At 65.0% G+C, this 25,925-nt stretch carries 22 protein-coding genes, 3 rRNA genes and 1 pseudogene; 11 read left to right on the top strand and 15 right to left on the bottom strand.

The features are described 5' to 3' along the window. The first annotated feature begins 17 nt into the window (after positions 1 to 17). The gene (locus BLT81_RS11480; protein ID WP_019194873.1) at positions 18 to 1,211 is read left to right on the top strand and encodes an MFS transporter; all 1,194 of its coding nucleotides are present in this window, start codon (positions 18 to 20) and stop codon (positions 1,209 to 1,211) included. On the opposite strand, the gene BLT81_RS11475 is transcribed toward BLT81_RS11480, so the two are convergent. Next, positions 1,208 to 2,704: a TM0106 family RecB-like putative nuclease gene (locus tag BLT81_RS11475; protein WP_019194874.1), complete on the bottom strand. Its 1,497-nt coding sequence runs from the start codon at positions 2,702 to 2,704 to the stop codon at positions 1,208 to 1,210. The two genes, BLT81_RS11480 and BLT81_RS11475, sit on opposite strands and share 4 nt — an antisense overlap. 79 nt (positions 2,705 to 2,783) lie before the next feature. Between BLT81_RS11475 and BLT81_RS11470 the strand changes: the two genes are divergently transcribed. After that, the gene (locus BLT81_RS11470; protein WP_019194875.1) at positions 2,784 to 3,419 is read left to right on the top strand and encodes a DUF6474 family protein; all 636 of its coding nucleotides are present in this window, start codon (positions 2,784 to 2,786) and stop codon (positions 3,417 to 3,419) included. Here the strand turns inward: BLT81_RS11470 and BLT81_RS11465 are convergent. Together BLT81_RS11465 and BLT81_RS11460 are read right to left on the bottom strand one after the other, a co-directional pair. Then, on the bottom strand, positions 3,416 to 4,054 hold the full coding sequence (locus tag BLT81_RS11465; RefSeq protein ID WP_019194876.1) for a LuxR C-terminal-related transcriptional regulator: 639 nt from the start codon (positions 4,052 to 4,054) through the stop codon (positions 3,416 to 3,418). The two genes, BLT81_RS11470 and BLT81_RS11465, sit on opposite strands and share 4 nt — an antisense overlap. Next, positions 4,051 to 5,289 carry a sensor histidine kinase gene (locus BLT81_RS11460; RefSeq protein ID WP_019194877.1) on the bottom strand — a complete coding sequence of 413 codons (1,239 nt, stop codon included), beginning with the start codon at positions 5,287 to 5,289 and terminating at the stop codon, positions 4,051 to 4,053. The genes BLT81_RS11465 and BLT81_RS11460 overlap by 4 nt, the downstream gene beginning before the upstream one ends. On the opposite strand from BLT81_RS11460, the gene BLT81_RS11455 reads away from it, so the two are divergent. Together BLT81_RS11455 and BLT81_RS13140 are read left to right on the top strand one after the other, a co-directional pair. After that, the gene (locus BLT81_RS11455; protein ID WP_040421761.1) at positions 5,288 to 5,842 is read left to right on the top strand and encodes a DUF2020 domain-containing protein; all 555 of its coding nucleotides are present in this window, start codon (positions 5,288 to 5,290) and stop codon (positions 5,840 to 5,842) included. The two genes, BLT81_RS11460 and BLT81_RS11455, sit on opposite strands and share 2 nt — an antisense overlap. Then, positions 5,842 to 6,816 carry a TIGR00730 family Rossman fold protein gene (locus tag BLT81_RS13140; protein ID WP_019194879.1) on the top strand — a complete coding sequence of 325 codons (975 nt, stop codon included), beginning with the start codon at positions 5,842 to 5,844 and terminating at the stop codon, positions 6,814 to 6,816. Before BLT81_RS11455 ends, BLT81_RS13140 begins: the two co-directional genes overlap by 1 nt. A 37-nt stretch (positions 6,817 to 6,853) precedes the next feature. Here the strand turns inward: BLT81_RS13140 and BLT81_RS12975 are convergent, their stop codons facing one another. Both BLT81_RS12975 and BLT81_RS11445 read right to left on the bottom strand, forming a co-directional pair. Then, positions 6,854 to 7,006, bottom strand: a complete 153-nt coding sequence (locus BLT81_RS12975; RefSeq protein ID WP_019194880.1) for a hypothetical protein — start codon at positions 7,004 to 7,006, stop codon at positions 6,854 to 6,856. Then, positions 7,007 to 7,816, bottom strand: coding sequence for a class E sortase (locus BLT81_RS11445; RefSeq protein WP_019194881.1), 810 nt, complete (start codon positions 7,814 to 7,816; stop codon positions 7,007 to 7,009). Between the two features lie 49 nt (positions 7,817 to 7,865). On the opposite strand from BLT81_RS11445, the gene yidC reads away from it, so the two are divergent. Beyond that, on the top strand, positions 7,866 to 8,996 hold the full coding sequence (yidC, locus tag BLT81_RS11440; RefSeq protein ID WP_019194882.1) for a membrane protein insertase YidC: 1,131 nt from the start codon (positions 7,866 to 7,868) through the stop codon (positions 8,994 to 8,996). Here yidC and BLT81_RS11435 read toward each other — a convergent pair. After that, positions 8,984 to 9,619 carry a TetR/AcrR family transcriptional regulator gene (locus BLT81_RS11435; protein WP_019194883.1) on the bottom strand — a complete coding sequence of 212 codons (636 nt, stop codon included), beginning with the start codon at positions 9,617 to 9,619 and terminating at the stop codon, positions 8,984 to 8,986. The two genes, yidC and BLT81_RS11435, sit on opposite strands and share 13 nt — an antisense overlap. 229 nt (positions 9,620 to 9,848) lie before the next feature. Between BLT81_RS11435 and BLT81_RS11425 the strand changes: the two are divergent. Further along, positions 9,849 to 11,136 (top strand): annotated as a pseudogene (locus tag BLT81_RS11425) (IS3 family transposase). A 56-nt stretch (positions 11,137 to 11,192) separates the two neighbouring features. Here BLT81_RS11425 and BLT81_RS11420 read toward each other — a convergent pair. From BLT81_RS11420 to BLT81_RS12970, 3 genes are all read right to left on the bottom strand, one after another. Continuing rightward, the gene (locus BLT81_RS11420) at positions 11,193 to 11,462 is read right to left on the bottom strand and encodes a GlsB/YeaQ/YmgE family stress response membrane protein (RefSeq protein ID WP_019194884.1); all 270 of its coding nucleotides are present in this window, start codon (positions 11,460 to 11,462) and stop codon (positions 11,193 to 11,195) included. A 94-nt stretch (positions 11,463 to 11,556) separates the two neighbouring features. Continuing rightward, on the bottom strand, positions 11,557 to 12,450 hold the full coding sequence (locus BLT81_RS11415) for a universal stress protein (RefSeq protein WP_019194885.1): 894 nt from the start codon (positions 12,448 to 12,450) through the stop codon (positions 11,557 to 11,559). A 127-nt stretch (positions 12,451 to 12,577) separates the two neighbouring features. Beyond that, the gene (locus BLT81_RS12970) at positions 12,578 to 12,724 is read right to left on the bottom strand and encodes a hypothetical protein (RefSeq protein ID WP_172812402.1); all 147 of its coding nucleotides are present in this window, start codon (positions 12,722 to 12,724) and stop codon (positions 12,578 to 12,580) included. Between the two features lie 20 nt (positions 12,725 to 12,744). On the opposite strand from BLT81_RS12970, the gene BLT81_RS11410 reads away from it, so the two are divergent. After that, positions 12,745 to 13,728, top strand: a complete 984-nt coding sequence (locus tag BLT81_RS11410; protein WP_019194887.1) for a pseudouridine synthase — start codon at positions 12,745 to 12,747, stop codon at positions 13,726 to 13,728. Between the two features lie 391 nt (positions 13,729 to 14,119). On the opposite strand, the gene rrf is transcribed toward BLT81_RS11410, so the two are convergent. The 4 genes from rrf to BLT81_RS11390 form a co-directional block, all read right to left on the bottom strand. After that, positions 14,120 to 14,237: ribosomal RNA gene (gene rrf, locus BLT81_RS11405) — 5S ribosomal RNA — on the bottom strand. Between the two features lie 153 nt (positions 14,238 to 14,390). Beyond that, positions 14,391 to 17,479: ribosomal RNA gene (locus tag BLT81_RS11400) — 23S ribosomal RNA — on the bottom strand. A gap of 336 nt (positions 17,480 to 17,815) precedes the next feature. After that, positions 17,816 to 19,328, bottom strand: a 16S ribosomal RNA gene (locus BLT81_RS11395). The 16S, 23S and 5S rRNA genes sit together here, the layout of an rRNA operon. A gap of 557 nt (positions 19,329 to 19,885) precedes the next feature. Beyond that, positions 19,886 to 20,248 carry a GntR family transcriptional regulator gene (locus BLT81_RS11390; RefSeq protein ID WP_019193465.1) on the bottom strand — a complete coding sequence of 121 codons (363 nt, stop codon included), beginning with the start codon at positions 20,246 to 20,248 and terminating at the stop codon, positions 19,886 to 19,888. A 214-nt stretch (positions 20,249 to 20,462) separates the two neighbouring features. On the opposite strand from BLT81_RS11390, the gene BLT81_RS11385 reads away from it, so the two are divergent. Then, a complete protein-coding gene (locus BLT81_RS11385; protein WP_019193466.1) occupies positions 20,463 to 21,641 on the top strand; it encodes an NYN domain-containing protein in 1,179 nt (392 codons plus the stop codon). A 27-nt stretch (positions 21,642 to 21,668) separates the two neighbouring features. Here BLT81_RS11385 and BLT81_RS11380 read toward each other — a convergent pair whose 3' ends face one another. Both BLT81_RS11380 and trxA read right to left on the bottom strand, forming a co-directional pair. Beyond that, on the bottom strand, positions 21,669 to 22,568 hold the full coding sequence (locus BLT81_RS11380) for a PspA/IM30 family protein (RefSeq protein ID WP_019193467.1): 900 nt from the start codon (positions 22,566 to 22,568) through the stop codon (positions 21,669 to 21,671). 129 nt (positions 22,569 to 22,697) lie between these two features. Then, entirely contained in the window at positions 22,698 to 23,066 is a 369-nt protein-coding gene (gene trxA, locus BLT81_RS11375; protein ID WP_019193468.1) for a thioredoxin, read from the bottom strand. 103 nt (positions 23,067 to 23,169) lie between these two features. On the opposite strand from trxA, the gene BLT81_RS11370 reads away from it, so the two are divergent. The 3 genes from BLT81_RS11370 to BLT81_RS11360 all read left to right on the top strand — a co-directional run bounded on the left by BLT81_RS11370 (position 23,170) and on the right by BLT81_RS11360 (position 25,922). Next, positions 23,170 to 23,382: a hypothetical protein gene (locus tag BLT81_RS11370; RefSeq protein ID WP_019193469.1), complete on the top strand. Its 213-nt coding sequence runs from the start codon at positions 23,170 to 23,172 to the stop codon at positions 23,380 to 23,382. Between the two features lie 67 nt (positions 23,383 to 23,449). Continuing rightward, positions 23,450 to 23,650, top strand: coding sequence for a heavy-metal-associated domain-containing protein (locus tag BLT81_RS11365; protein ID WP_019193470.1), 201 nt, complete (start codon positions 23,450 to 23,452; stop codon positions 23,648 to 23,650). A 40-nt stretch (positions 23,651 to 23,690) separates the two neighbouring features. Then, positions 23,691 to 25,922 carry a heavy metal translocating P-type ATPase gene (locus BLT81_RS11360; protein WP_019193471.1) on the top strand — a complete coding sequence of 744 codons (2,232 nt, stop codon included), beginning with the start codon at positions 23,691 to 23,693 and terminating at the stop codon, positions 25,920 to 25,922. The last annotated feature ends 3 nt before the right edge of the window (positions 25,923 to 25,925 follow it).

Raw genomic sequence — 25,925 nt, 5'->3', positions numbered from 1 at the left:
GGTGTAAGGGGTACGCAATGGCCACACCGGGACTGCGCCAGGGCAGCGCGCCGTTTCGCCGCGCCCAGCTGGCGATGCTCGCCGTGGGCTTGGCCGTGTTCAACTCCATGTACGCCACCCAAGCGCTCCTGCCCACCCTGTCCGCCGAGCTCGACGTCGCTCCGTCCACGGCGGCGCTCACCGTCTCCGCCACCACCGGGGCGCTCGCCCTGTTCGTAGTGCCCTTTTCCATCCTCTCAGAGAAGTACGGACGCGGGCGGATCATCATCCTCTCCTCGCTCGCCGCCACCGCCCTCGGCGTGGCGCTCCCCCTCGCCCAGAGTGCCGGGCAGCTCATCGCGCTGCGCGCCCTCCAGGGCGCCATGATCGCCGGCACCCCCGCCACCGCCATGGCCTGGCTCGCCGAGGAGCTCGACGAGCGCGACCTCGCCGGCGCGATGGGCCTCTACATCGCCGGAAACACCATCGGCGGGCTCAGCGGGCGTCTCATCCCCGCCGTCGCCCTCGAGGTCGCCTCGTGGCGCTGGGCGCTCATGGCCAACTCCGTCGTGGCGCTGGCGCTCGCGCTCGCCGCGAGCGCGCTCCTGCCCCGGCAGCGCCGCTTCGTGCCCAAGGAGAGCATCCGCCCCGGCGCCGAGCTGCGGTCCATCGCCGCGCACCTGGCCAACCCGCGCCTCCTCGGGCTGTACGCCACCGCCTTCATCGGCATGGGCGTGTTCGTCTCCTTGTACAACTACTTCGGCTACCGCGCCATCGGCCATTTCGGCCTGCCGCCTGCGCTCGCCGGGCTGGTGTTTGTCATGTACCTGTCCGGCACGTGGTCCTCCGCGCGCGCGGGCGTCTACGTCGGCCGCTTCGGGCGCGGGCGCGTCGTGCTCGCCGGCGCCGCGCTCATGCTCGCGGGCGTCCTCGTCACCGCCAGCGCGACCCTGGGGGTGGCTCTGGCCGGGCTGCTCGTGTTCACCGCGAGCTTCTTCGCCATGCACTCCACCGCCTCCGGGTGGGTGGGGCGCATCCCGGAGCGCGACCGCGCGGAGGCATCCTCGCTCTACGTCTTCTGCTACTACATGGGCTCCTCCATCGTCGGCGCCGCCACCGGCGCCGCCTTCGAGGCGCTGCCCTGGGCCGGGTTCACCGCACTGCTCGGCGGGCTGCTTGCCCTCCTCGTGGCCGTCGCCGCCGCGCTGGCGGCCGCCGACAAGCGCAGCTAAAGCTCCGGCACGCCCGGCGCGCCCGCGGTGAGGAAGTCGCGCACCGCGCGGGTGCCGCGGCAGTCGTCCTCGTTGTAGCGCAGCAGCATCGCCCGTGCCCTCTCGTCGCCGCGGCGCGCCGCCAACCGCAGGGCGACGGAGCGTTCCCCGTCGACGTCGTCGTCCTCCCATTCGAAGCCCGCGACGGGGCCGAGCACCTTCAGCCCCAGGCCGTCGGTGCCCACGAGGTGGCGCTTGGCGTAGGCGAAGACGTCGACCCACTCCTCCGAGGCGATGAAGCTGTGCACCTCGTCGCTCGGCACCGACGCGAATCGACGCGCCGATACACGCAGCCAATGGTTCTCCCCGCCCGCCGCGTAGCAGTAGGCGCGGAAGCTCTTGCCCTGGGCGCGCGCCGCGTCGCGCACGCCCATCAGCCACGACCAAAACGCCGTGAAGTTCGCCTCCTCGGCGGCGCCGCCGACGTCCTCCCACACGGCGAAGGGGTGGTAGGCCTCGCCGTCGAAGGCGCCCCACAGGTACGCGCCCTGGTCGAGGTAGGCCTCCATGTCCACGTCCACCTCGACGTCGGCGCGCGGCACCGGCGGGGCACCACGGCGCCTGAGCACCGGCACGCCCTCTCGCCAGGCCGCGGCGAGGCGGGAGGGTTCGCCAAGGTTGGCGTCGATAAGCGCCTGCACCGTGTCGATGCCGCGCGCGCGGTACGCGTCCGCCCGCCCGCCCGGCAGGAGCAGGGAAATGTCGTCGAGCTCGCGCAGCCGCGGCTCGCACAGCGGCCAGAAGCGGCAGGACGCGCACTGCTTCAGGCGGCGCGGCTCGGTGGGGGTGGGCGCGTCGAGGGCGCTGAGCAGCGGGGCGACGTAGCGGCTCGGGTCGGCGAGGTAGGCGCGCGAGCGGTCCTGGCCGATCACGGCGGCCGTACCCGCGGAGCGCGGCCCCAGCAGCAGGTGGGCGAGCGCCAGCCGATACCCGTCGACGGTGTGGTGGCGCGGGCGCGCCGCCGCCTCCACCGGCGTGCCCAGGCTGAGCCGGCCCGTCGGGATGAAGGGAAGGCCGGAGCCCGGCGGCACGTCGGCCGGGCGGGCGACGCGGTGGTTGGAGATCATCACCGGCATGTAACCCTCCGGGGTGCGGGCGAGGATGTCCGCCTCCGCGACGAGCTGAACGCCCGCGACCTCGCCGGTCAGCACCGCGTTGGTCACAAGGTCGGCGCCTGCGCGCAGCGCCGCGCGGGTCTCCTCGACGGAGGCCTCTGGGAAGGCCGGGTCGAGGTCCACGCGCCGGAAGCGGCGGGCGCTGCCGTCGCCGAGTGCGCGCTTCACCGGCAGGGCGTCGAGGACGGCCGCGCGCGCGGCGTCGACCTGCGGCTGCCGCGCCAGCGCCTCGGGGGGCTGGGGAACGTCCGGGTGGGCGAGGCGCTGGCGCAGCCGGTAGCGGCAGCCGACGAGGTCGGACGCGCGAACAGCGAGGGGGAAATCAGCCGGGGTGCTCACAACTCTGCCAAGCCTATCGCCTCCGCACAGGTAAGGTGGGGCTGCACAAGCATAGACGTGAACTTTTTAGGAGACGACCATGGGAATCATCGAGACGATTCGCAAGTCACGCGCCGCGACGAAGGCGGAGATCAAGGCCGCCCAGGCACGCGCCCGCCAGGCCGCCAAGGAAGAGGCGAAGAACGATCGCCGCACGGCCGAGCTGCTGGACAAGGCGGAAAAGCGCCTGTTGAAGGAGGAGAAGAAGGGGCTCAAGCGCAAGCGCAAGCACGAAAAGCAGCTCGCGGAGGCACACCTGAAGCGCATTGAGCAGTCCGGCATCACCAAGAAAAAGGCCAAGAACTGGGTCGGCGCGGCGCGCGTTCTTATCCCCGTGCTCATCCCCCTTGTCTACCGCGCGATCACCGCGGCGCAGCAGCGCAGCATCAGCAACCGGGCTCACTCGCTGGGCCTGAGCACCCAAGACCTGGCGCGGTTCTCCGGCCGCGGCGCGGAGCTGAAGGCCCGCGTGGAGGCGATCCGCGAGCAGGCCACGGCGAGCGACGACCTGAGCTCCAGCTACCTCAAGGACCTCGACGTGCGCCTCGACGAGCTCGCCCAGGCGGTGCGCAACGCCGAGCACCTTAACGCGGAGCAGCAGCGTTTGGCGCACGACTCCATCGGCAAGGAAGTCGACGCCGTCTCCCGCGAAGTGCAGGAGAAGCTCAGCGACTAAAGCACGCCCTGCTCCCGCGCCGAGGCCACGGCGGAGGTGCGGGAGCGCACCCCCAGCTTGTCGTAGATGTGGACGAGGTGGGACTTCACCGTCGCCTCCGAGAGCATGAGCTCGCGGCCGATCTCGCGGTTCGACGCCCCGCCCGCCACGAGCTGGAGCACCTCGAGTTCGCGCGGCGTGAGCGAGGAGCGCGGCGTCCGATCCCGCGTCTCTAGACGGTTTTTCACCCCGGGGCTCATCGCCGTGTCGCCCTTCGCGCAGGAGCGCACCGCCGCGAGCAGCTCCTCCGGCGGTGCGTCCTTGAGCAGGTAGCCGATGGCGCCGGCCTCGATGGCGCCGAGGATGTCGGCGTCGGTGTCGTAGTTGGTCACCACCAACACCTTCGGCGGGTGGGCCATGGTGCGGCGGATTTCGGCGGTCGCCTCGGCCCCGGTGGTCACGCGGGTGCCGTGGGGCCCGGCGCCGAAGCGGAGGTCCATGAGGATCACGTCGATGCCCCCGGCCTGAGCTGTGGAAATCGCCCCCTCCGCGGTGGCCACCTCGCCGACGACCATGATGTCCTCGGCCTCTTCCAGCACGGCGCGCAGCCCGAGCCGCACGATCTCGTGGTCGTCAGCGAGCAAAACCCGAATCATGTTTCCTCCTCCTTTCGGATGATGGTACCCGGCAGAACAACAGAAACAGCCGTCGGCCCGCCCGGCGCGGATTCCACATCCAGGCTGCCGCCCAGCTCGTGGGCGCGGGTGCGCATCGCGTCGAGGCCCAGGTGCCCCATCCCGGTCGGCGTCGTTCCCTGGGCCGCGGGGTCGAAGCCGCGCCCGTTGTCCACGACGTCGAGGCGGACCTCCTCCGGGTTGTACGTCAGCGTCACCCGGACCCGGCTTGCCCCCGAGTGCTTCACCGCGTTCGACATCGCGCCCTGGGCGATGCGCAGCAGCCCCGCCTCGGTGCGCATGGGCAGCTGGGCGACCTCGCCGTCGGTGGCCACCTCGATCTGCATGCCCCCGGCCTGCGCGAAGTCGCCGGCGATCCGGTTGAGCGCCTCGCCGAGCGAGGTCTCCGTCAGCGGCGCGGGCGCGAGCGCCGCGATCATCGCCCTCGTCTCCGCGAGGCTATTCGACGCCGCCCTGCGCGCCGTCTCCATCCTTCTCTTCGGGGCCTGCAGCTCCCGCTCCGTCAGGCCGGTAGCTTCGAGGTCGCGCTCCGCGGCGTGCAGGAGCATCTGGATGCTCGACAGGCCCTGCGCCACCGTGTCGTGGATCTCGTGGGCGAGGCGCTCGCGTTCCTGCGAGATGCCGGCGGCGCGCTCCGTGTCGGCGAGCTGTTTCCGGGTGGCCAGGAGTTCGTCGATAAGCTGCTCGCGCTCCCTGCTCACGCGAGCGATGGTGGTGAAGGCGTAGTTGGAGGCCACCACCACCAGCGCGGACAGGACCGGGCCGAGGATGCCGCCCAGGGTCACCCCGCTGGGCAGCTGCACGCCGATGGCCACGCCCAGGCCGAGGGCGACCCACACCAGCCCTACCCAGTTGTTAAAGGCGCGCAGGTAGACGAAGAAGAGGATGAACACCCAGTACACCGCCACCGGCGTGACGAGGGAGTCGCCGATCCACAGAACCGTCAGCGACGCCAGCCAGAGCGAGCGGCCGAGGTGACCCCACCGGTGCATCTCGACCATCCCGTAGAACAGGAGGAAGGAGAACACCGAGACCACAACGATGTGCAGCAGAGCGAGGTCGAGCGGCATGTTGATGAGCGCGCCGAGCGAGATCAGCAGCAGCGTCAGGCTGAGCACCGTGATGCCGATGTCCAGCGCCTTGTTGTCGGGCACCTCGGGGGAGGGTTCGTCCGGCGCCGCTACTCTGGTGGTCATGCGCATTACCCTACCCACCGCCTGCGCGGCCGCCCTGCTGCTGGCCGGGTGCTCGGCGGGGGCGCCGGAGCCAGCGCCGTCGCCAGCGCCGGAGCCAGCGCCCGCGCCCGAAGGCCCGCCTCACGACGCCGCCCCCGCCGCCGCGCGGGGTTCCGCCGCCGCGTGCCCCTACCTGGACACGCAGTGGGTGGCGGAGACCAACGGCCAGCGCGTCACCGATATCGGCGTCGACGAGCGCTTCGACCCGCCTGCCTGCCAGTTCTGGTCCTACCAGGAGGAACCGCAGCTGACGGTGCTCGTGCGCCACATGCCCAGCCCCGAGGAGGCGATGGCGGTGGTCGACTGGGCCGCCCCGATCGACGCGACCGAGCCCGCCGACCAACCCGCGGGGTGGAACGGCGGCCGCGCCGGCGGCGGGGCGGTGCCGGGCAGCGTCGGCGCGGTCTACGCCGTGGCCAAAGGCCCCGTGGCGGTGAGCGTGTGGACCAACCAGAACGAATCCGTCAAGGCACAGGCGGTGGCCGAGCAGGTCATCGCCGCGCTGGGGCTGTGATGAACGAGATCCCCGTCGCCGCCGTCGTGCTCCGGGATGCGTCCGGGGCGGTGCTGTGCGTGCGCAAAGCCACCAGCCCGCGCTTCCAGCTGCCCGGCGGGAAGATCGAGGGCGAGGAGAGCCCGCAGCACGCCGCGCGGCGCGAAGTGGAAGAGGAGGTCGGGCTGCGTCTCGACGCCCACGAGCTCACCCCGCTGGGGACGTTCACCGCCCCGGCGTCCAACGAGCCCGGCATGGCCGTCCGCGCGCACGTCTACCTCCACCGCGGTGTTCTCCCTGCCACGCCCTGCGCCGCCGCAGAGATCGCCGAGGTCGCGTGGATCCACCCGACACTCGCCTCGGACCACGTTGACGGCCGCGAGCTGGCTCCCCTGCTCTCCAGGGAGATCTTTCCGGCGCTCGCGCCGCGCTCGCTGAGCGCGGTGGCGGTCTACGCGGGCGCGAACCCGGGCTCCAACCCCGCGAACCTGGAACTGGCCGACCGCTTCGGGGCGGCGCTCGCCCGGCGCGGCATCACGCTCGTCTACGGCGGCAGCCGCCTCGGCGTGATGGGGCGCGTCGCCGCCTCGGCGATGGAGGCCGGCGGAGACTCCGTCGGCGTGCTCACCCACCACCTCGCCAACTACGAGCTGCGCTTCGAGGGCCTGACCCGCCTCGAGCTGGTTGAGACGATGGCGCAGCGCAAGGAACGCATGAGTGAGCTCAGCGACGCCGTCGTCGCCCTGCCCGGGGGCGCCGGCACCCTCGACGAGCTTTTCGCCGAGTGGACCGGCCAGCAGCTCGGGCTGCGCCGCAGCCCGATCGGCCTTCTCGGGGTGCGCTTCTGGGCGCCCTTCGTCGCCATGGTCGATCACATGGTCGCCGAGGGCTTCATCCGCCGCGAGGACCGCGAATCGCTCGTGCTTGCCGACGACCCCAACGAGCTCCTCGACGCCCTCTGCGCCTGGGTCGCCCCGCCCCCGCGCTGGGGTTGACAAGCGCTGGGGTTGACCCGATGCGCCGGGGCCAGCGCTACACCACGACGTCGTTGTAGGGCATCTGCGACGACACCCAGGGGAAGACGACCTCCATGAGCAGGAGAAACACGACCACCGCCAGGACGGCGACGATGATCCCTTTCACCCAGGGCTTCCCGGGCAGCGCGTGCCAGAACCACGTGTACATCTACGACACCTCCGTCATCGCGGCGGGCGGCCCCGCCGACTTGTCCGCCACGTCCGTGTACACGGCGTGGACAATCATGCGCTCGGCGTTGGAGAACTGCGGGTGGCACGTCGTCAGCGTCATCACGCCCGCGAGCCCCTCGGCGACCTCCGCGCGCGCCAAGCCGGGCATGGGGTTGATCACGCTCACGTCCTCGGGCAGCGTGATGTGGCGCCCGGCCACGTGCGCGTAGTCGCCGGCCGCGACCCGCTGCGCCAGCTCTGTGGGCATGCAGGGCGCCGCCTCGGCGGCCCGCTCGAGGGGGTCGTCCGACATCGGCATGACGCGGTAGGTGAGCCAGTGCGTCTGCGTCTCCACGACGATGGCGTCACAGGACCGCAGGCGCCCCAGGTCGTTGAAGGGCGCCCCCTTGCCCACGCGGTGTCCGGCCACCGCGAAGTTGCCGGGCTGCCCGGGCAGCTGGGTGTCGGGGTAGCGGCCCGGGCCCGCGCGGAGCTCTTCCTCGTCGACTCCCTCGATGATGGCGAACTGGTAGTCGGCGCCGAAGGCGGGGATGTACATGCGGGCGAAGGCGTCGCCAAGCTCCGGCACCGTCGACGCGCGGTTGACCCACTGCTCCTCGAGCGCCTCTTGGGCGTCGTTTTGCAAGCCGCGCGAGTGCAGGTTGGTCCAGAAGGCCTCGTAGAACGCGAAGAGGAGCAGCAGCGCGCCAGCCGTGAGCAGGATCTCGCCGACAACCTGGCTCGGGCTCGGGCGAGGTCTCGGGCTTGGGCTCGAGCGCGGGCGTGTTCTGGGCGCGGCGGTAGACATGGCCTAACATTAACGCGGTGAAAGCGTCGGAGGAACAGGTGGTTGGTGCATGATCGAGGCCTTCGTCTACCCCGTGTCGGCAGTGATGAAGCTGTGGCATTGGCTGCTGGGCCCCGTGCTCGGCGTCCCCAGCTCTGGGGCGTGGGTGGCGTCGGTCATTCTTCTCGTGGTCACGATCCGCGCTCTCGTCGCCCCGCTGACCTGGATGAGCTTCCGCACGAGCCGCGTGATCGTGCTCATGCGCCCGCAGCTCGCGGCGCTGGAAGAGCAGTACGGCACGGACACCACCCCCGAGGGCGTGCGCGAGCACGAACAGGCGCGCCGCGAGGTGCACAAGGAGCACCGCTACAACCCGTTCACGGGCTGCCTCCCGCTGCTCATCCAGCTCCCTTTCTTCCTCGGCCTGTACCGCCTGTTGCTGTGGATGGCCGTGCCCGACCGCGCCGAGGGCCACTCGCTCGGCCTGCTCACCCCCGAAGACGTCGCCTCCTTCCAGCAGGCATCCTTCTTCGGGGTCCCGCTTCCCGCCTACGTCGCCATGTCGCCCGAGCAGTTCGCGCTCCTAGGCACAACGCTTGACGACGTCCGATCCGTCGCCATCCCCATGCTCGCCTGCGCTCTGTTCTTCACCACCTTCAACATGGTGCTCTCTCAGCTGCGCACGCGCTCCACCCTGGAATGGAACGACCGCGCCGCCCGCACCATCTACCGCCTCATCTGGGTGGCCGTCCCCTTCGTGCCGCTGCTCATCGGCATGGCCGGCCTGACGGGGCTGGTTCCGGTGGCCCTCCTTCTGTACTGGTTCACCGGCAACCTCTGGACGCTGGGCCAGACCATCGTCTTGTGGTGGCTCGTCGTGCGCGTCCACCCGCTCGGCGAGGATGCCCGCGAGCACATCGCCGCGTCCCGCGCGGCGCTCGACGAGCAGCTCGCGGCGAAGAAGGAGACGAAGCGTTCCCGCCGCAGCCGCCGGCTGAAGGCGCTCGCGCGGCCCTCGACAATCCCGGCGGTGCGGCGAGAGATCGCCGCGGAGAAGGCCGAGGCGAAGCGCGAAAAGGCCGAAGCAAAGCTCCAGAAGAAGGAGCTGGCCCGCAAGCGGCAGACGGCGCGCAGGGAGGCGTCGCGCCGCGAGCGGAGCGCCGCGAAGGACGCAGATCAGCCAGAGGATCAGATGGAGTAGTCCGCGGGGGGCTCCCCGAGCAGGCCGACCGCCAGCTCACGCGCCGTCTCGAGGGGCGAAACGTCGCGCAGGAAGCGCGCCCCCGCGAGACCGCCGTCGAGGAAGATGAGCAGCTGGTCCGCTTCCCGGGCCGAGTCGTAGCCGTTCTTGCGGCGCAAAAGCTGCGACATCGTCGTGCGCATCCACGTCCTGTGGTTCAGGCAGGTGGCCACGATGCGCTCCTCCGACTCGCTCTCCGGGCGCGGGTACTCGTTCGCGGCGTTGAGGAAGGGAGAGCCGCGGAAGTCTTTGCCCGGCTCCTCCTCGATGGCGAGGTCAAAGAAGGCGAGGACCTTGTCGTCGATCTCCGTCAGCTGCGCCGCCCGCGCCTCCCAGCGCTCCCGGTACACCTCGTCAAGGCGCTCTAGGTAGGCCACGACGAGGTTGTCCTTGGAGCCGAGCAGAGAGTAGAGCGACGCCTTTGCGACGTCCGCCTCGCGGAGGATGCGGTCGATGCCGATGACGCGGATGCCTTCTTCCGTGAAGAGCTTCGTTGCGGCGTCGAGAAGCCTCTGCCTGGGGCTGGGGCGGTTGCGGCGGCGTGTCCCGGTAGATTTCTTCTTGCTCGCGCTGGGGCTAGCCACTAATTGTTCACTCCCTCACGACATGGGCTTTTGTATCTGAATTCAATATAGACAAACCGGTATGTTTATACCAGCCCCCGCCCCGAGGTACGAAAAAACCCCGGCACCTGTGAACTGCTCCCCATTAGTTGGACTGAGAAATCAGTTGCTAACAACTAGTGGGGAGCATGTTCTTTGAGAGCACGTAGTTCGCTGAGTGAAGTTCAGCGTGAGCAGTTAGTCGACCTTTTTGAGCAGGGAATGGGTTCCCACGCCGCTTCTCGTGTTGTCGGTGTCTCGAGGGATGCAGCGCGCTGCCTCTATCGCCGTTTCCAACTGCGTGGCAGGCTATGTCTCGTGGAGAAACCGAACAAGCAGCGCTACTCCTTCGAGACGAAGAAGGAGGTTGTGGAACGTCATCTGGCCGGTGAGTCGAAGATGGATCTTGCCCGAGAGTTCAATCTTTCATCCGATCAACTCGTCAAGGACTGGGTGATTAAGTGGCGCAAAGGCGGCGACGAGGCTCTGCGCCCGAAGCCGAAGGGCAGGCCGAAAGGTTCAGGCAAACCGAAGGTGCTTTCTGAGGAAGAAAAGCTTCGCTGCCAGGTTGAACGGCTGGAAGCGGAAATCGCCTACTTAAAAAAATTGCGGGACTTGAGGAACCAGGGACACGCCTAAAAGCCCAGGCGATCGTCATCCTCAAGTCACACCACCGCTTGGAGTACCTCCTGGATGCGGCCGGCATGGCACGCTCGACATTCTTCTACCACCAGAAACGACTCACCGCACCGGATAAACATGCCGAGCTCAAACAGGCGATCCGGGACAGTTTCGAGCGCAACAAACACCGCTACGGCTACCGGCGGGTACTGCTCGACCTTCGTAACCAGGGCTGGATAGTTAACCACAAACTTGTCTTAAAGCTCATGCGTGAGATGGGCTTGAAGGCCAAGATCCGCCAGCGCAGGCCCTACATCTCCTACACAGGCACAACCAGTCACATCGCCGAGAACACACTCGAGCGCAACTTCACCCCGGATAAGCCCAACTCTGTTTTCGTCAGCGACGTCACCGAGTTCAAGGTCGCCGGCCGCAAGGTGTATCTCTCACCGGTGATGGACCTGTTCGACCGCGCAATCGTCGCCCACACAGTGGCCACATCGCCAACCACAGCGTTGACCTCGGCCTCGTTGGCGCAGGCGATCGAAGCGTGTGCTCCAGAGCCGGGCTGGATGATCCACACCGATCAAGGATTCCAGTACCAGCACTCATCCTGGCGCACCCTGATTAGCCAGCACCATGGAGTCCAGTCAATGTCACGCAAAGGCAATTGCTACGACAACGCAGTCATGGAGAACTTCTTCGGCCACCTGAAAACCGAAATGTTCCACGGAGAAGTCTTCGACACCATTGAGCAATTCACCGCCGCGCTCGACGAGTACATCCAGTGGTACAACACGCAACGACTCCAACAACGACTCAAGGGCCTGACCCCGATGCAATACCGGAATCAGACCCTGGAAACCCTAACCGCCTAGAATTAAACCAGTCCAACTTTCGGGGGCTAGTTCACTGCCGGTGCCGGGGGTGAGCGTTAGGGCCTGCGCCCCGCGACCATGTTCACGATCCACAGCAGGACCACCGCGCCCAGCAGGCAGGTGAGGAAGCTGAAGAAGAAGCCGCCGCCGGCAACGTCAACGCCGAAGAGGCTGAGAAGCCAGCCGCCGATCAGGCCGCCAATAATACCGACAATGATGTTGGCGAACACGCCCATGGACGCGTCGCGGCTGGTGATCTTGGAGCCGATCCAGCCGGCCAGGCCGCCGATGATGATCCAGCCGAAGATACCGAGGGTGGGGGTCATGGTTATATCCCTTCATATATGCGGATGTTCTTACACATCTATTGTGCTTGAAACCACGCTCCTTTGCCACGCCCCTTGTCTATGCCCCGTCAGATCAGTCCGCGGGGCGCACCACCATCATCGGGCACGGCGCCGACTGCAGAAGGGCGCGCGACGTGGAGCCGAGCAGCATGCCCTTGAAACCGCCGCGGCCGTGGGAGCCGGTCACCAGGAGCTGCGCGTCCTGCGCTGCTTCGGTGAGCGCTCGCACCGGCCGGTCGCGCGCGATGATGGTGCGCACCGTCACGTCTGGGTGCGCCTCGCGGCCCTCGGCGAGGTAGTCCTCGAGTACCTCGCTCTTCTCCTTCTGCACGGCCTCCCAGTAGTCGTCCGTCACGGTGAATCCGGCGCCGGGGCCCTGCACCTGGGTGTCCATCCAGGTGTGCACGGCCACGAGCTCCGCGCCGCGAGCCTCGGCCTCCTGGAAGGCGACCTCGGTGGCCTCCTTGGATACATCCGAACCGTCGATGCCGACGACGACGGGCCCGTACTTGGTGTCCTCAGTGACCGCGCTGTCCTCGCGGACGACGACGACAGGGCAGTGCGCGTGCGAGACCACGGCGCCCGAGACGGAGCCCAACACCATGCCGGACAGCCCGCCGAGACCGCGGGAGCCCATGACGATCATGGTCGCTTCCTTGGACATCTCGAGGAGCATGTCGATGGGCGAGCCCTCCGCCACGGCGTGGCCGATTTTCAGCTGCGGGGCCACCTCGAGCGCGATCTCACGCGCCGCGTCAACGGTCTCGACCGTTTCGCGCTGGAGGTCGTCGAAAAGCTCTTGCGGAGGGACCATTCCCTCGGCATAGAGGAACTGCGGCATCGTGTAACTTGCCGCCAGACGGAGCGGAATGTTCCGCTTGTGGGCGGTGTTCGCCGCCCAGCGCACTGCCGCCTCGGAGGCGGGGCTGCCGTCGACTGCGACGACGACGATGTCTTCCTTAGTCATAGTGAGCCCTTTCCGGTTCGTCGACCGGCCGGGCACGCGCATTGTGCGCCGTGTCGCACCTGCCGGTCCGCTATGTACAGTTCAACCTTAGCGCGCGCGACGGACGCTCGGGGCAGGTAGGGGAGGCTTAATCAGGCAGTGGAACCGGGTGTGCCGCCTCCGCGTTGGCCGGGTACAAAATAGCGTAGAGAGCGCGGGCGACGTCGGCGATGACCTTGCCGATGCCCTCGGAGAAGAACCGGATCAGCGGTTCCAAAAGTGCTGCAAAATCCATAGCGGTAGACTTTACACCCCATGGCTCGAAGAAAAGCGAAAAACGCTCCCCCGCTACCCCCGCGGGGTGGGCTCGGCGCCTCGCGCGTCCGTCTCCCCGGACCCGAACCGCTCGAAGCCTTCGAATTTCTCACCCTCGTCATCGGGCAGCAGCGCCACCGCCACCCTGACGACGATGCCGCCGCAATCCGCGACCGCTTCGCCGTCGGCGAGGTCGTGCTTCGCGACGGCACACCCCTCGCCCCCACCACCGTCATCGCCCCGGGCACGGACGTCTTCTTTTACCGTCGGCCCGCCCCCGAAATCCCCGTCCCCTTCGACATCGAGACCATCTACGAGGACGACGCCATCCTCGTTGTGCGCAAACCTCCCTTTCTGGCCACGATGCCGCGCGCCGCGCACATCACAGAGACCGCGACGGTGCGCCTGCGCCGAGCGACCGGCAACGAGGAACTCACACCCGCGCACCGCCTCGACAGGCTCACCACTGGGCTCCTCCTGCTGACCAAGCGGCGCGACATACGCGGCGCGTACCAGCAGCTTTTTGCCAGCCGCTCCGTACACAAGCTCTACGAGGCCATCGGCGCCGACACGGGCCTGCGCGCCCCGGCCCGCTGGGAGCACCACCTCGTGAAAAACCCCGGCCAGGTCGCCGCCCATCTGATCGAAGGAGCCACCCCCAACTCCGTCACCTTCGTCCGCGATGTCACCCCGCTCCCGCCCGATCCCCTGTGGGGCGCGGGCGCCGCACGGTACCTTCTCGAGCCCATCACCGGCAAAACCCACCAGCTGCGCGTGCACATGAACGCCGCCGGCGCGCCGATCATCAACGACAGCGTCTACCCGCGCATCCTCCCGTTCGGCCACGAGGACTTCACCGCCCCCATGCTTCTGTGCGCCGTCGGCCTCGAGTTCACCGACCCACTTAACGGCCAGCACCGCCGCTTCTCGACGCCCGGCTACGCCGCCGACCACTACGCCCTTGGCCTAGAGTACGGCGGGTGACCCGCGCGCTCGCTTTATGTCAGAAAAGTCCGTAAGGGAAATTCGCGCGGGCTACTTCTGCAGCGGAACATTCTGCCCGCTGCTCCAAAGCCCTGCCGTCATCGGGCGGAATACTTCTCGAGCGCCGCTACCAGTTGCACATTCGCCGTTGTTAAGAAAAGTCCGCAGTGCGGAACATGAATGGCAGGCGGTGGTGCACACACCCCCTGTGTGGGCACCCCCGCAGTTAAGCATGGTGGTGCCCGCGCGCGTGTTGTTGGGGGGCACACACAAAAAACAAGGGGGGGGTGGCCAGCCGTTCCACCTTGTTCCCTGCCCGCTTGGGGTGGGTGTGGTGGTGGGGCTGGTCACCCCCCTTTAGGGTTTTTATTTTGTTGTTGTTGAGTTGTTGGGTCGGCGGTAACTTACTCTCCCACCCCCTCCCGGGGGCAGTACCATCAGCGCGGGCGGGCTTAGCTTCCGGGTTCGGAATGGGACCGGGCGTTTCCCCGCCGCCATCAACCACCGACACATTCATCGGGACAGGCAGCACAAACTGTGTACTGTATTCGATTCTGGTACTGGCTCACACACCATGAATAAAGCGGGGGGTGGTGTGGTGTGTCAGATACTGCATAGTGGACGCGAACACACGGTCTTTACGGTGCTTCTTGTTGGTTTGTTTTGTTTTTTGTTGGTGTATTAGTACCGGTCACCTTCACGTATTGCTACGCTTCCAGATCCGGCCTATCAACCCTATCGTCTGTAGGGAACCTCGAATGAAACCTCATCTTAAAACAGGCTTCCCGCTTAGATGCTTTCAGCGGTTATCCCTCCCGTACGTAGCCAACCAGCGATGCTCCTGGCGGAACAACTGGCACACCAGAGGTACGTCCGTCCCGGTCCTCTCGTACTAGGGACAGCCTTCTTCAAGTTTCAACGCGCGCGGCGGATAGAGACCGAACTGTCTCACGACGTTCTGAACCCAGCTCGCGTGCCGCTTTAATGGGCGAACAGCCCAACCCTTGGGACCTACTCCAGCCCCAGGATGCGACGAGCCGACATCGAGGTGCCAAACCATCCCGTCGATATGGACTCTTGGGGAAGATCAGCCTGTTATCCCCGGGGTACCTTTTATCCGTTGAGCGACACCACATCCACAAGTAGGTGCCGGATCACTAGTCCCGACTTTCGTCCCTGCTCGACTAGTAAGTCTCACAGTCAAGCTCCCTTGTGCACTTAGACTCGCCACCTGATTGCCAACCAGGCTGAGGGAACCTTTGGGCGCCTCCGTTACTCTTTGGGAGGCAACCGCCCCAGTTAAACTACCCACCAGGCACTGTCCCCAACCCAGATCATGGGCCAAGGTTAAGGTATCCACTACGGTCAGAGTGGTATTTCAACAACGACTCCACAACCACTAGCGTGGCCGCATCAACGTCTCCCACCTATCCTACACAAACCGCACCGAACACCAATACCAAGCTATAGTGAAGGTCCCGGGGTCTTTTCGTCCTGCCGCGCGAAACGAGCATCTTTACTCGTACTGCAATTTCACCGGGCCTGTGGTTGAGACAGCAGGGGAGTCGTTACGCCATTCGTGCAGGTCGGAACTTACCCGACAAGGAATTTCGCTACCTTAGGATGGTTATAGTTACCACCGCCGTTTACTGGGGCTTAAATTCTCCGCTTCGACCCAAAGGGTCTAACAGGTCCTCTTAACCTTCCAGCACCGGGCAGGCGTCAGTCCGTATACATCAACGTAAAAGTCTTCGCACGGACCTGTGTTTTTGATAAACAGTCGCTCCCCTCTATTCTCTGCGACCCCACACAGCAACAACCACCGCAAAAGGGTGGCGCACCATGTAAGGTCCCCCTTCTCCCGAAGTTACGGGGGCAATTTGCCGAGTTCCTTAACCACAGTTCACCCGACCGCCTTAGTATTCTCTACCTGACTACCTGTGTCGGTTTCGGGTACGGGCCGTGTACACACTCGCTAGAGGCTTTTCTCGACAGCATAGGATCACCACCATCACCCACAAAAGGGCTACGCATCACGCCTCACACACAAGGGCCGATGCATTTCACACCAACCCGTGCCACACGCTTACACCGCAATCCATTAAACGGCGTGGCTACCTTCCTGCGTCACCCCATCACTGCACTACTACGGATCAGGCCCCACCCCACACACCACCACCAGTGGCCCAAAGACCACAACAGTAGCGGCATAAAGGGCGGTTAGTATCACCGCCTCGCACCTGGGCGCATGTACACGGGTACGGGAATATCAACCCGTTAACCATCGACTACGCCTGTCGGCCTCGCCTTAGGACCCGACTCACCCTGGGAAGACGAACTTGACCCAGGAACCCTTAGTCATCCGGCGGATAAGATTCTCACTTACCACTCGTTACTCATGCCTGCATTCTCACTCGCACACAGTCCACAACCCCTTACGGTACTGCTTCACCCCATGCACGACGCTCCCCTACCCAAACACACACTCAGTGTGCTTGCCGCGGCTTCGGCGGTGTACTTGAGCCCCACTAAATTGTCGGCGCGGAACCACTCGACCAGTGAGCTATTACGCACTCTTTCAAGGATGGCTGCTTCTAAGCCAACCTCCTGGCTGTCTTCGCGATCCCACATCCTTTTCCACTTAGTACACCCTTAGGGGCCTTAACCGGCGATCTGGGCTGTTTCCCTCTCGACTATGAAGCTTATCCCCCACAGTCTCACTGCCATGCACCACTTCACCGGCATTCGGAGTTTGGCTGACATTGCTAAGATGATAGTCCCGCTCAACCAACCAGTAGCTCTACCTCCGGCAAGCTAACATGACGCTGCACCTAAATGCATTTCGGGGAGAACCAGCTATCACGGAGTTTGATTGGCCTTTCACCCCTACCCACAACTCATCCCCTCAGTTTTCAACCTAAGTGGGTTCGCGCCTCCACAACCTCTTACAGCTGCTTCACACTGGCCATGGGTAGATCACCCCGCTTCGGGTCTAGGACATGCCACTAACAACACCCAATTAGGATTCGCTTTCGCTACGACTACCCCACCAACGGGTTAACCTCGCGACATGCCGCTAACTCGCAGGCTCATTCTTCAAAAGGCACGCCATCACACACACGAAGGTGCTCTGACGGATTGTAAGCGCACGGTTTCAGGAACTATTTCACTCCCCTCCCGGGGTACTTTTCACCATTCCCTCACGGTACTATCCACTATCGGTCACACTGAGTATTTAGGCTTACCGGGTGGTCCCGGCAGATTCACAACAGATTCCACGAGCCCGCTGCTACTCGGGAAACACACCAACATTCATGCATATGCCTTCACGTACAGGGGCTCTCACCCACTACGGCGCACCATCCCAGGCAACTTCCGCTAACACACACACAAACGCACAGACATGACAGTGCCTGAACAATGCATCCCCACAACCCCACATGCGCAACCTCTGCCAAGTATCACACACACATGGTTTAGCCTCATCCACTTTCGCTCGCCACTACTCACGGAATCACACTTGTTTTCTTCTCCTACGGGTACTGAGATGTTTCACTTCCCCGCGTCAACCCCCACACAGACTATGAATTCACCTGCAGGTAACACCACACAACCGGTGCCAGGTTTCCCCATTCGGACATCCTCGGATCAACGCTTAGTTGGCAACTCCCCGAGGCTTAACGCAGCCTCACACGTCCTTCATCGGCTCAGCATGCCAAGGCATCCACCGTACGCCCTTGACCAAAAAACACAACACAAAAAACACACAAGAATAAAGATGCTCGCGTCCACTATACAGTTCTCACACACCACACCCACACACCCAACCACCACCACAACAAAGCAGCAGCAGCAAGCATGCAAGCCACAGAACAACACACATGTGCCATCCCAGACACCCAACAGCGCACCAACACAACATTTGCTCGCAGGAAAAAGGCCACATACCACACGCACAAAGCACAACAACCACACGTCATGCCGGCATGCATCCACCCGGATTTTAAACAACACAGTGGCAGCACCACACACGGGCACTCAACCACCACACCTGCAACCGCAGGCACACAAAACAAAAGCTCCTTAGAAAGGAGGTGATCCAGCCGCACCTTCCGGTACGGCTACCTTGTTACGACTTCGTCCCAATCGCCGATCCCACCTTCGACGGCTCCCACTTAAGGCCACCGGCTTCGGGTGTTACCAACTTTCATGACGTGACGGGCGGTGTGTACAAGGCCCGGGAACGTATTCACCGCAGCGTTGCTGATCTGCGATTACTAGCGACTCCGACTTCATGGGGTCGAGTTGCAGACCCCAATCCGAACTACGACCGGCTTTCAGCGATTAGCTCCACCTCACAGTATCGCACACGCGCTGTACCGACCATTGTAGCATGTGTGAAGCCCTGGACATAAGGGGCATGATGATTTGACGTCATCCCCACCTTCCTCCGAGTTAACCCCGGCAGTCTCTCATGAGTCCCCAACCAAATGCTGGCAACATAAGACAAGGGTTGCGCTCGTTGCGGGACTTAACCCAACATCTCACGATACGAGCTGACGACAACCATGCACCACCTGTACACCAGCCACAAGGGAAACTACATCTCTGCAGCGATCTGATGCATGTCAAGCCCAGGTAAGGTTCTTCGCGTTGCATCGAATTAATCCACATGCTCCGCCGCTTGTGCGGGCCCCCGTCAATTCCTTTGAGTTTTAGCCTTGCGGCCGTACTCCCCAGGCGGGGCGCTTAATGCGTTAGCTACGGCACGAACCCCATGGAAGGGACTCACACCTAGCGCCCACCGTTTACGGCATGGACTACCAGGGTATCTAATCCTGTTCGCTACCCATGCTTTCGCTCCTCAGCGTCAGTTACTGCCCAGAGACCTGCCTTCGCCATCGGTGTTCCTCCTGATATCTGCGCATTTCACCGCTACACCAGGAATTCCAGTCTCCCCTACAGCACTCAAGTTATGCCCGTATCGCCTGCAGTCCCACAGTTAAGCCATGGACTTACACAAACGACGCGACAAACCACCTACGAGCTCTTTACGCCCAGTAATTCCGGACAACGCTCGCACCCTACGTATTACCGCGGCTGCTGGCACGTAGTTAGCCGGTGCTTCTTATCCAGGTACCGTCACAAAAGCTTCGTCCCTGGCGAAAGGAGTTTACAACCCGAAGGCCTTCATCCCCCACGCGGCGTCGCTGCATCAGGCTTGCGCCCATTGTGCAATATTCCCCACTGCTGCCTCCCGTAGGAGTCTGGGCCGTATCTCAGTCCCAATGTGGCCGTACACCCTCTCAGGCCGGCTACCCGTCGACGCCTTGGTAGGCCATTACCCCACCAACAAGCTGATAGGCCGCGAGCTCATCCCATACCGCAAAAGCTTTCCACCACCGACACTAAACGATGGTCCTATCCAGTATTAGACCCAGTTTCCCAAGCTTATCCCGAAGTACAGGGCAGATCACCCACGTGTTACTCACCCGTTCGCCACTCGAGTACTCCTGCAAGCAGGAGCCTTTCCGTTCGACTTGCATGTGTTAAGCACGCCGCCAGCGTTCATCCTGAGCCAGGATCAAACTCTCCACAAAAAGTTTCAGCAGAAACAGGCCGTGAAAAGCCCAAACCCAACCAAAAACAAACCAACCACCACACCACACCACACAAAAAACATGCAGCATGACGCAGCAAACTGGCCAATCCTCAAATTACAAAACAGCCACCCCCCACCCGACGAGGGCAAAAAAAGGGGGGCAACCAAAAAACAGCATCCACAATCCGCGAATCAATCACGCACCACAAACACCAACAAGCAGCATCCCATCAAAGGTTCAGACACCACCCACCGGCACACACCAACCACCACCATCACAAACAACAGCAGCAGCCAGCACACGCAGCACACAACCAACCCACAAACAAAAAATGCATTGGCACACTATCGAGTTCTCACACAACACACGCACACCCCAACCACCCAGCACAACACCAGGCAATCAAAGCGGCTAGCCAGCACACGTTTTCCTATCCGCCAACTCACCACACTCACTGCGGCGGGGCGCTGTCGGTCTCGCTGACTCACATAAAACTACACACACCCACAACCAAACACAAACCCCCAGCACAACCCGCCAAAACGGGCCTTTTTTCAGCGGTACATACCGCGGCTTTCCGCGACCTTTTCCACGAGCGTCACGAGGGCCCCGCGGTCGTAACCGAGGCGCAGGGATTCGTCGATAAGCGGGGCAACGAAGTCCTCCGGCAGAAGCTCGCGCCGGCGCTTCACGATGATGTCGCGGGCGTCCGGGGTGACGAAGGTGCCAAGGCCGCGGCGGGTATGCAGCACGCCGTCGTCGACAAGCAATGCGATGCCCCTGCGTGCCGTGGCGGCGTTGATGCCGTGGAACGCGGCGAGTTCGTTGGTGGACGGGGTGCGCGCGCCGGCGGCGAGGCTGCCGTCGACGATGAGGTCCTCGAGAAACCAGGCCACTTGGGTAAAGAGCGGTTCCATAGGCACTCCCTCCGTTGGTTCGTTAGTTAATTAACTAAGCGTATAAGCGTTCACCGGACGCGGCAAGGCAGACCGTCTAAACTGGGACGAGCGCCCAAGTGTGTACCGAACCCGCTGGTTACGGGGATGGACCGTGACGACGCCGGGCTAGTCGTGCACACTGGAGGTGTACAACGAACGTCATTAGATAACGAAGATACGGATTCTAGGAGCCATGCTTGAACGCACCCTTGTATTTGTCGACACGTCATACCTGCTCGCCAGCTTTTACAATTCGTGGGAAATCGGTGCGCGATCGCAATTAGAGATTGACCTGCCTGAAGTCGTCGCCACGCTCCGGGAGATGGTTACTCACCAGCTCAACCAACCCATCCACCGCCAGTTTTGGTATGACGGGATCCCCGAATCGGGCCCCCACCGGTACCAGCGCGCGCTGCGCACCTGCGACGGCGTTCAGCTGCGCACCGGCCAGCTCATCGAGTGGGGCGAGCGCCGCACGCAGAAGGGAGTGGACACCAGGCTCGTCGCCGACCTTGTCATCCAGGCCAGCCAGGGCAACTTCAGCGACTTCGTGCTCGTCTCCGGCGACGCCGACATGATTCCCGGCGTCGAAGAGGCCGCCAACTACGGCGTCCGCGTCCACCTCTACGGCTTCGGCTGGGACTCCATGTCCTCAGCCCTGCGCCACGCGTGCGACACCACGACCATCCTCGACCCCCGGGAAGACTTCGCTTGCTCCATGCAGCTGCAGGTCCTCGAAGGCCCCCTTCCCCCCACGATCCGCGAGCGCCCGCTTGGCGACGCCGAACCGCTCGACGCCGACGAAGGCCCAGCGCCTGTCCCCATGGGCAACCCGCTCGCACCGCGAGAGCCCGACGAGGAACACCACCCCGAGCCGTCCGCGGGCGACACGGGTTCCGAGCGCCCCGCGCCAAGCGAGACGACGCACCCTGCCCCGGCCACCGAGCCTGAGGAGGAGCCCAGCGAGGCGGAAGCAGAGGTCAACCGGCAGGTGCCGCACCCGAAGCCGGCGCCGCCCGCGTCGAAGCCGGCGCCGAAGCCATCGATGATGGCGCCGCGCCGGAAGTTGCGCTCGCGTTACGTCCCGCTCCCCGAGGAAGTCTGGTCCTCCGCGGGATTTCAAACGCCCTTTGACGTCGGCCAGCAGTACGCGACGTGGTGGTACGAAAATGCCGCGTCCTCCGAGCAGCGCGACAACGCGCACATGCTCTCGGGCGGCGGGTTGCCCCCCGAGATCGACAGGCCCCTCCTGCAGTTCGCCTGCGAAACCCTGCACGAATACACGCTGAGCGAGCACCAGCGCGTGAGCCTGCGCGACGGGTTCCACGCGGGCATCCGCGGGGTGCTGCTTAACCTGCGTAATTCCCACTAGCCCGGGCCTATCGCCCGAGCCTGGGGGCTACTTGCCGTCCTCGTCTTTGTCGGCTTCGATGTAGGCCTCCGCCTCGGCGAGCGCGTCGTCGACGCGCCCCGCCTCCTCTTTGTGGGCGGAATCTTGGGCGGAGTTGTGGGGGCGCTCCTGCGTGGAGTCCTCGCCACTGTCTAGCTCACCGGCCGCGGCCCCCGCCTCGATCTCGCCGCCGCCCATCGACGCACGGATCTCGGCGAGGCGGTTCGACGCGGCGATGTCGGTGCCGGACGTTTCGATCTCCGCCATGCGCCCGGATACCGAGTCCTGCGCGAGCTCCTGGGCGCCGAGAGCGCTGGCGTACCGGCGCTCGATCTTTTCGCGCACTCCATCGAGGGTGGGGACGTTGTCGTCGCCGCCGAACTGGTTGATCGAGTCCATCGTCCGAGCCGTCTGCTCCTGCATGAGGGTCTGGTCGATCTGGCTTTCCAGCTTGGAGACCTCGCTGAGCTGCTCCTGCAGGCGCGCCTCGGACTGCTTTTGCTGCTGCTGGGCCTCGGCGGCGGCCTTTTCCGCGGCGCTATACGCGGTCTTCGTCTGCTCAAGCTCTTGCTCGACGGAGACGAGCTGGCTAGCGATGACCTCGGCGGCACTGCCAAACTCCTGCGCCTTCTGGGCATCGCCGGAGGCGGCTGCCTTGTCCGAGGCCTGGATCGCGGTGCGCGCCTTGTTCTGCAGGTCCTCCTGCGACTTGATCAGCCTGTCCAGCTTCATCTGCAGCTGGTTGCGGTTGCCGATGATGGAGGCAGCCTGCTTGCTGATCTCCTGGTGACGCTTCTTCGCCTCCGCGACGGCTTGCTGGATCTGCACCTTAGGATCAGCGTTTTCGTCAATCTTCGCGTCAAGGGACTGCATCAGGTACTTCCAGCCCTTCTGGAAGGGATTTGCCATGGGGAGGTCCTTTCTAAGCTGCGTTCAACGGTCTGCGCGGTCGGAGTGCGCGCTCACGGCCCCGTAGAACCACAGCCTACGCAAAAAAGCGCCCACCTTCCGGTGAGCGCTTCTTTATCCATGAGGCTTCTAGCCCTGCTGATTCTGGTCCGCGACCTGGCGGCGTACCTCGTCCATGTCGAGGCCCTTCACCTGCTGGATCAGGTCCTCGAAGGCGGCGGGCGGGAGGGCGCCCGCGTTGCGGAAGACCATGATGCCGTCACGGAACGCCATCAGGGTCGGGATCGCCTGGATTTCCAGCGCGGACGCAAGCTGCTGGTTCGCCTCGGTGTCCAGCTTGGCAAAGGTGACGTCCTGGTGGTCCTCGGAGGCCTTCTCGTAGGTCGGAGCGAAGGCCTTGCAGGGGCCGCACCAGTCAGCCCAGGCATCGACGAAGACAATGCCCTCGCCAGTGACGGTCTTCTCAAACGTGTCCTCGGTAACATCAACTGTGCTCACTAGAGTGCTCCCTACCGTGTTTCCGTTGGTTTTGTTAGCTTGTCCGTGAGGTTCAACAGTACCAACTGCCGGATCATTCCCGGCGGAGCCCGAAGGAGCTGCTATGCGCAAGAACTACCTCATCAGCGGACCCTCGCACGAGGCTGCGGTCGATTCCCTCGTGGACGAGGTCGGCGCCGTCGTGGGAACTCAGGGCGTCGACGTGGATATCTCCGCCAACACGATGACCGTGACCGGGGAGAACTTCGCTGACCAACACATTCTCGACGCCGCGGAGGCCGCAGGCTTCCGGCTAGTCGGAGACCTTGCGCTGTAAAAGCGCCCCTCGAGCACCCTGTGCGCGTCGTACCATGGGGGCACACCCCCGACAGAAAGGAGCCACCATGGCTGTCCGACAGTTCACCGTCGAAGGCATGTCCTGCGAGCACTGCGAGGCGAGCATCAAAGAGGAGGTCTCCGAGATCCCCGGCGTGACGGGCGTGAGCGCCGACCACACGACCGGCGTCGTGAAGGTCGAGGGCGAGGGTTTCTCCGCGGAGGAAGTCGCCAAGGCGGTCCACGAGGCTGGGTATTCGCTCAGCTAAGCCCTATAGGACATACCCGTAGGGGGTATAGGATGGAGCTATGACCGCTCCAGACACTACTACGCTCTCCCGCGTTGACCTGGGCGTCACGGGGATGACCTGCACGTCGTGCTCCGCGCGCGTCCAGCGCAAGCTCAATAAGCTCGAGGGCGTCGACGCAACCGTGAACTACTCCACCGAGACCGCTTCGGTGTCCTACGACTCGGCGCGCTCTACCCAGGAGGACCTCATCGAGGCCGTCCGCGGCGCGGGCTACGACGCCTTCCCGCTGGCGGGGCCGGGGCGGGGCGAGGAGGCGTCGCCAAGCACACAGCTCGACGACGCCCGCGACAAGGAAGCCGCCCGGCTCGGCCGCACGACTGCATGGTCCGCGCTGATCACGGTGCCCGTCGTGCTCGTTTCCATGATCCCCGCGCTGCAGTTTCCCAACTGGCAGTGGGCCGTGTTCGCCGCAACGACGCTCGTATTCTTCTCCGCCGGCGCGGAGTTCCACCGAGCGACGTTGGCGAACCTGCGCCACGGCGCGACGACGATGGACACGCTCATCAGCCTCGGCACCACGGCCGCCTACGTGTGGTCGGCCGTCGCACTGTTCGGCGGCCCGCCCGGCGAGGACATCTACCTCGAGACCGTCTGCGTCATCATCACGTTCCTGCTGCTCGGACGGTGGATCGAGGTCCGCGCCAAGGGCCGCAGCTCCCGCGCCATGCGTGACCTGCTCGACATGGGGGCGAAGGAGGCCACGCTGCTTCGCGACGGCAACGAGGTGCGCGTCCCCATCTCTCAGCTCGCGGTGGGCGACGTGTTTGTCGTCCGGCCCGGCGAGAAGATCGCCACCGACGGCCGTGTGGTCAGCGGATCCTCGTCCGTAGACGAGTCCATGCTCACCGGCGAATCCCTCCCCGTCGACGTCGGCGAGGGCGACGCGGTGACAGGGGCGACGCTCAACACCGCCGGGCGCCTCACCGTCGAGGCGACCCGAGTGCGCGACGCGACCACGCTCGCGGCGATGGCGGAGCTGGTTACTCGGGCGCAGGCCGGGAAGGCGCCCGTCGAAAGGCTCGTTGACCGCGTCTCCCGGATCTTCGTGCCCACCGTCATCGCGGTTTCCGTGGTCACGCTCGCGGTGCACCTGCTGGCGGGCTCGCCCGCGAGCGAGGCGTTCAGCGCGGCCGTCGCCGTGCTCATCATCGCGTGCCCCTGCGCGCTCGGGTTGGCCACGCCGACGGCGATCCTCGTCGGCACCGGCCGCGGCGCCCAGCTAGGCCTGCTCATTCGGGGCCCCGAGGTGCTCGAGCTGGCCCGCCGCGTCGACGCCGTCGTGCTGGACAAGACCGGCACGCTCACGCTCGGGGAGATGAGCGTCACCTCCGTGTCCGCGGCCGACGGTGTGAGCGAGGACGAGGTGCTCCGCGCCGCAGCCGCCGTGGAGGCCGGGTCCGAGCACCCGATCGCCCGCGCCATCGTCGCGGCTGCTCCCCCAGCCGAGCACGCGGAGGCGGAAGGGTTCCGCGCGCTGCCCGGGCGCGGCGCAGAAGCTACCGTCGCGGGCCGCACCGTGCGCGTCGGCCGGCCCTCCGCGGCGCTCGGCGCGCTCGAGCGTGATTTCACGGCCGCGGAGTCCGCGGGCGCGACCGCCGTCGCCATCGAGATCGACGGGGAGGCGGCGGGCGTGATCGCCGTGCGCGACACCCTCAAGCCCGACGCGGCCTCCGCGATCGAGGCGTTCCGCGGCCTAGGCCTGACACCTCATCTGCTCACCGGCGACAACGCGCAGGCCGCGCAGGCCGTGGCCCGAGAGGTCGGGATCGACGCCGCCAACGTCGCCTCGGGCGTTCTGCCCGAGGACAAGGTGCGCGCCGTCGAGCGCCTGCAGGACGAGGGCGCGCGGGTGGCCATGGTCGGCGACGGCATCAACGACGCTGCCGCGCTCGCCCAGGCCGACCTCGGCCTCGCCATGGGCGCCGGCACCGACGTCGCCATCGAGGCCTCCGACATCACCTTGATGAACAACTCGCTCAACGCGGCGGTCGACGCGGTGCGCCTCGCCCGGTCGACCCTGTCGACTATCAAGGGCAACCTGTTCTGGGCCTTCGCCTACAACACCGTGCTCATCCCGGTGGCGGCGATCGGCCTGCTCAGTCCGATGCTCGCGGGGATCGCCATGGCGTTTTCCTCCGTCTTCGTGGTCACCAACTCGCTGCGCCTGCGCGGCTTCCGCGCCCGCAGCTCCACCCCGTCCGCGCCGAGCGAGGCCGCCGAATCCCGGTAGGAT

Source organism: Corynebacterium timonense, assembly GCF_900105305.1.
In the GTDB taxonomy this organism is placed as follows: domain Bacteria; phylum Actinomycetota; class Actinomycetes; order Mycobacteriales; family Mycobacteriaceae; genus Corynebacterium; species Corynebacterium timonense.
Note: the sequence above shows the minus strand (reverse complement) of the source record. Positions and strands in the feature narration are given on the sequence as shown.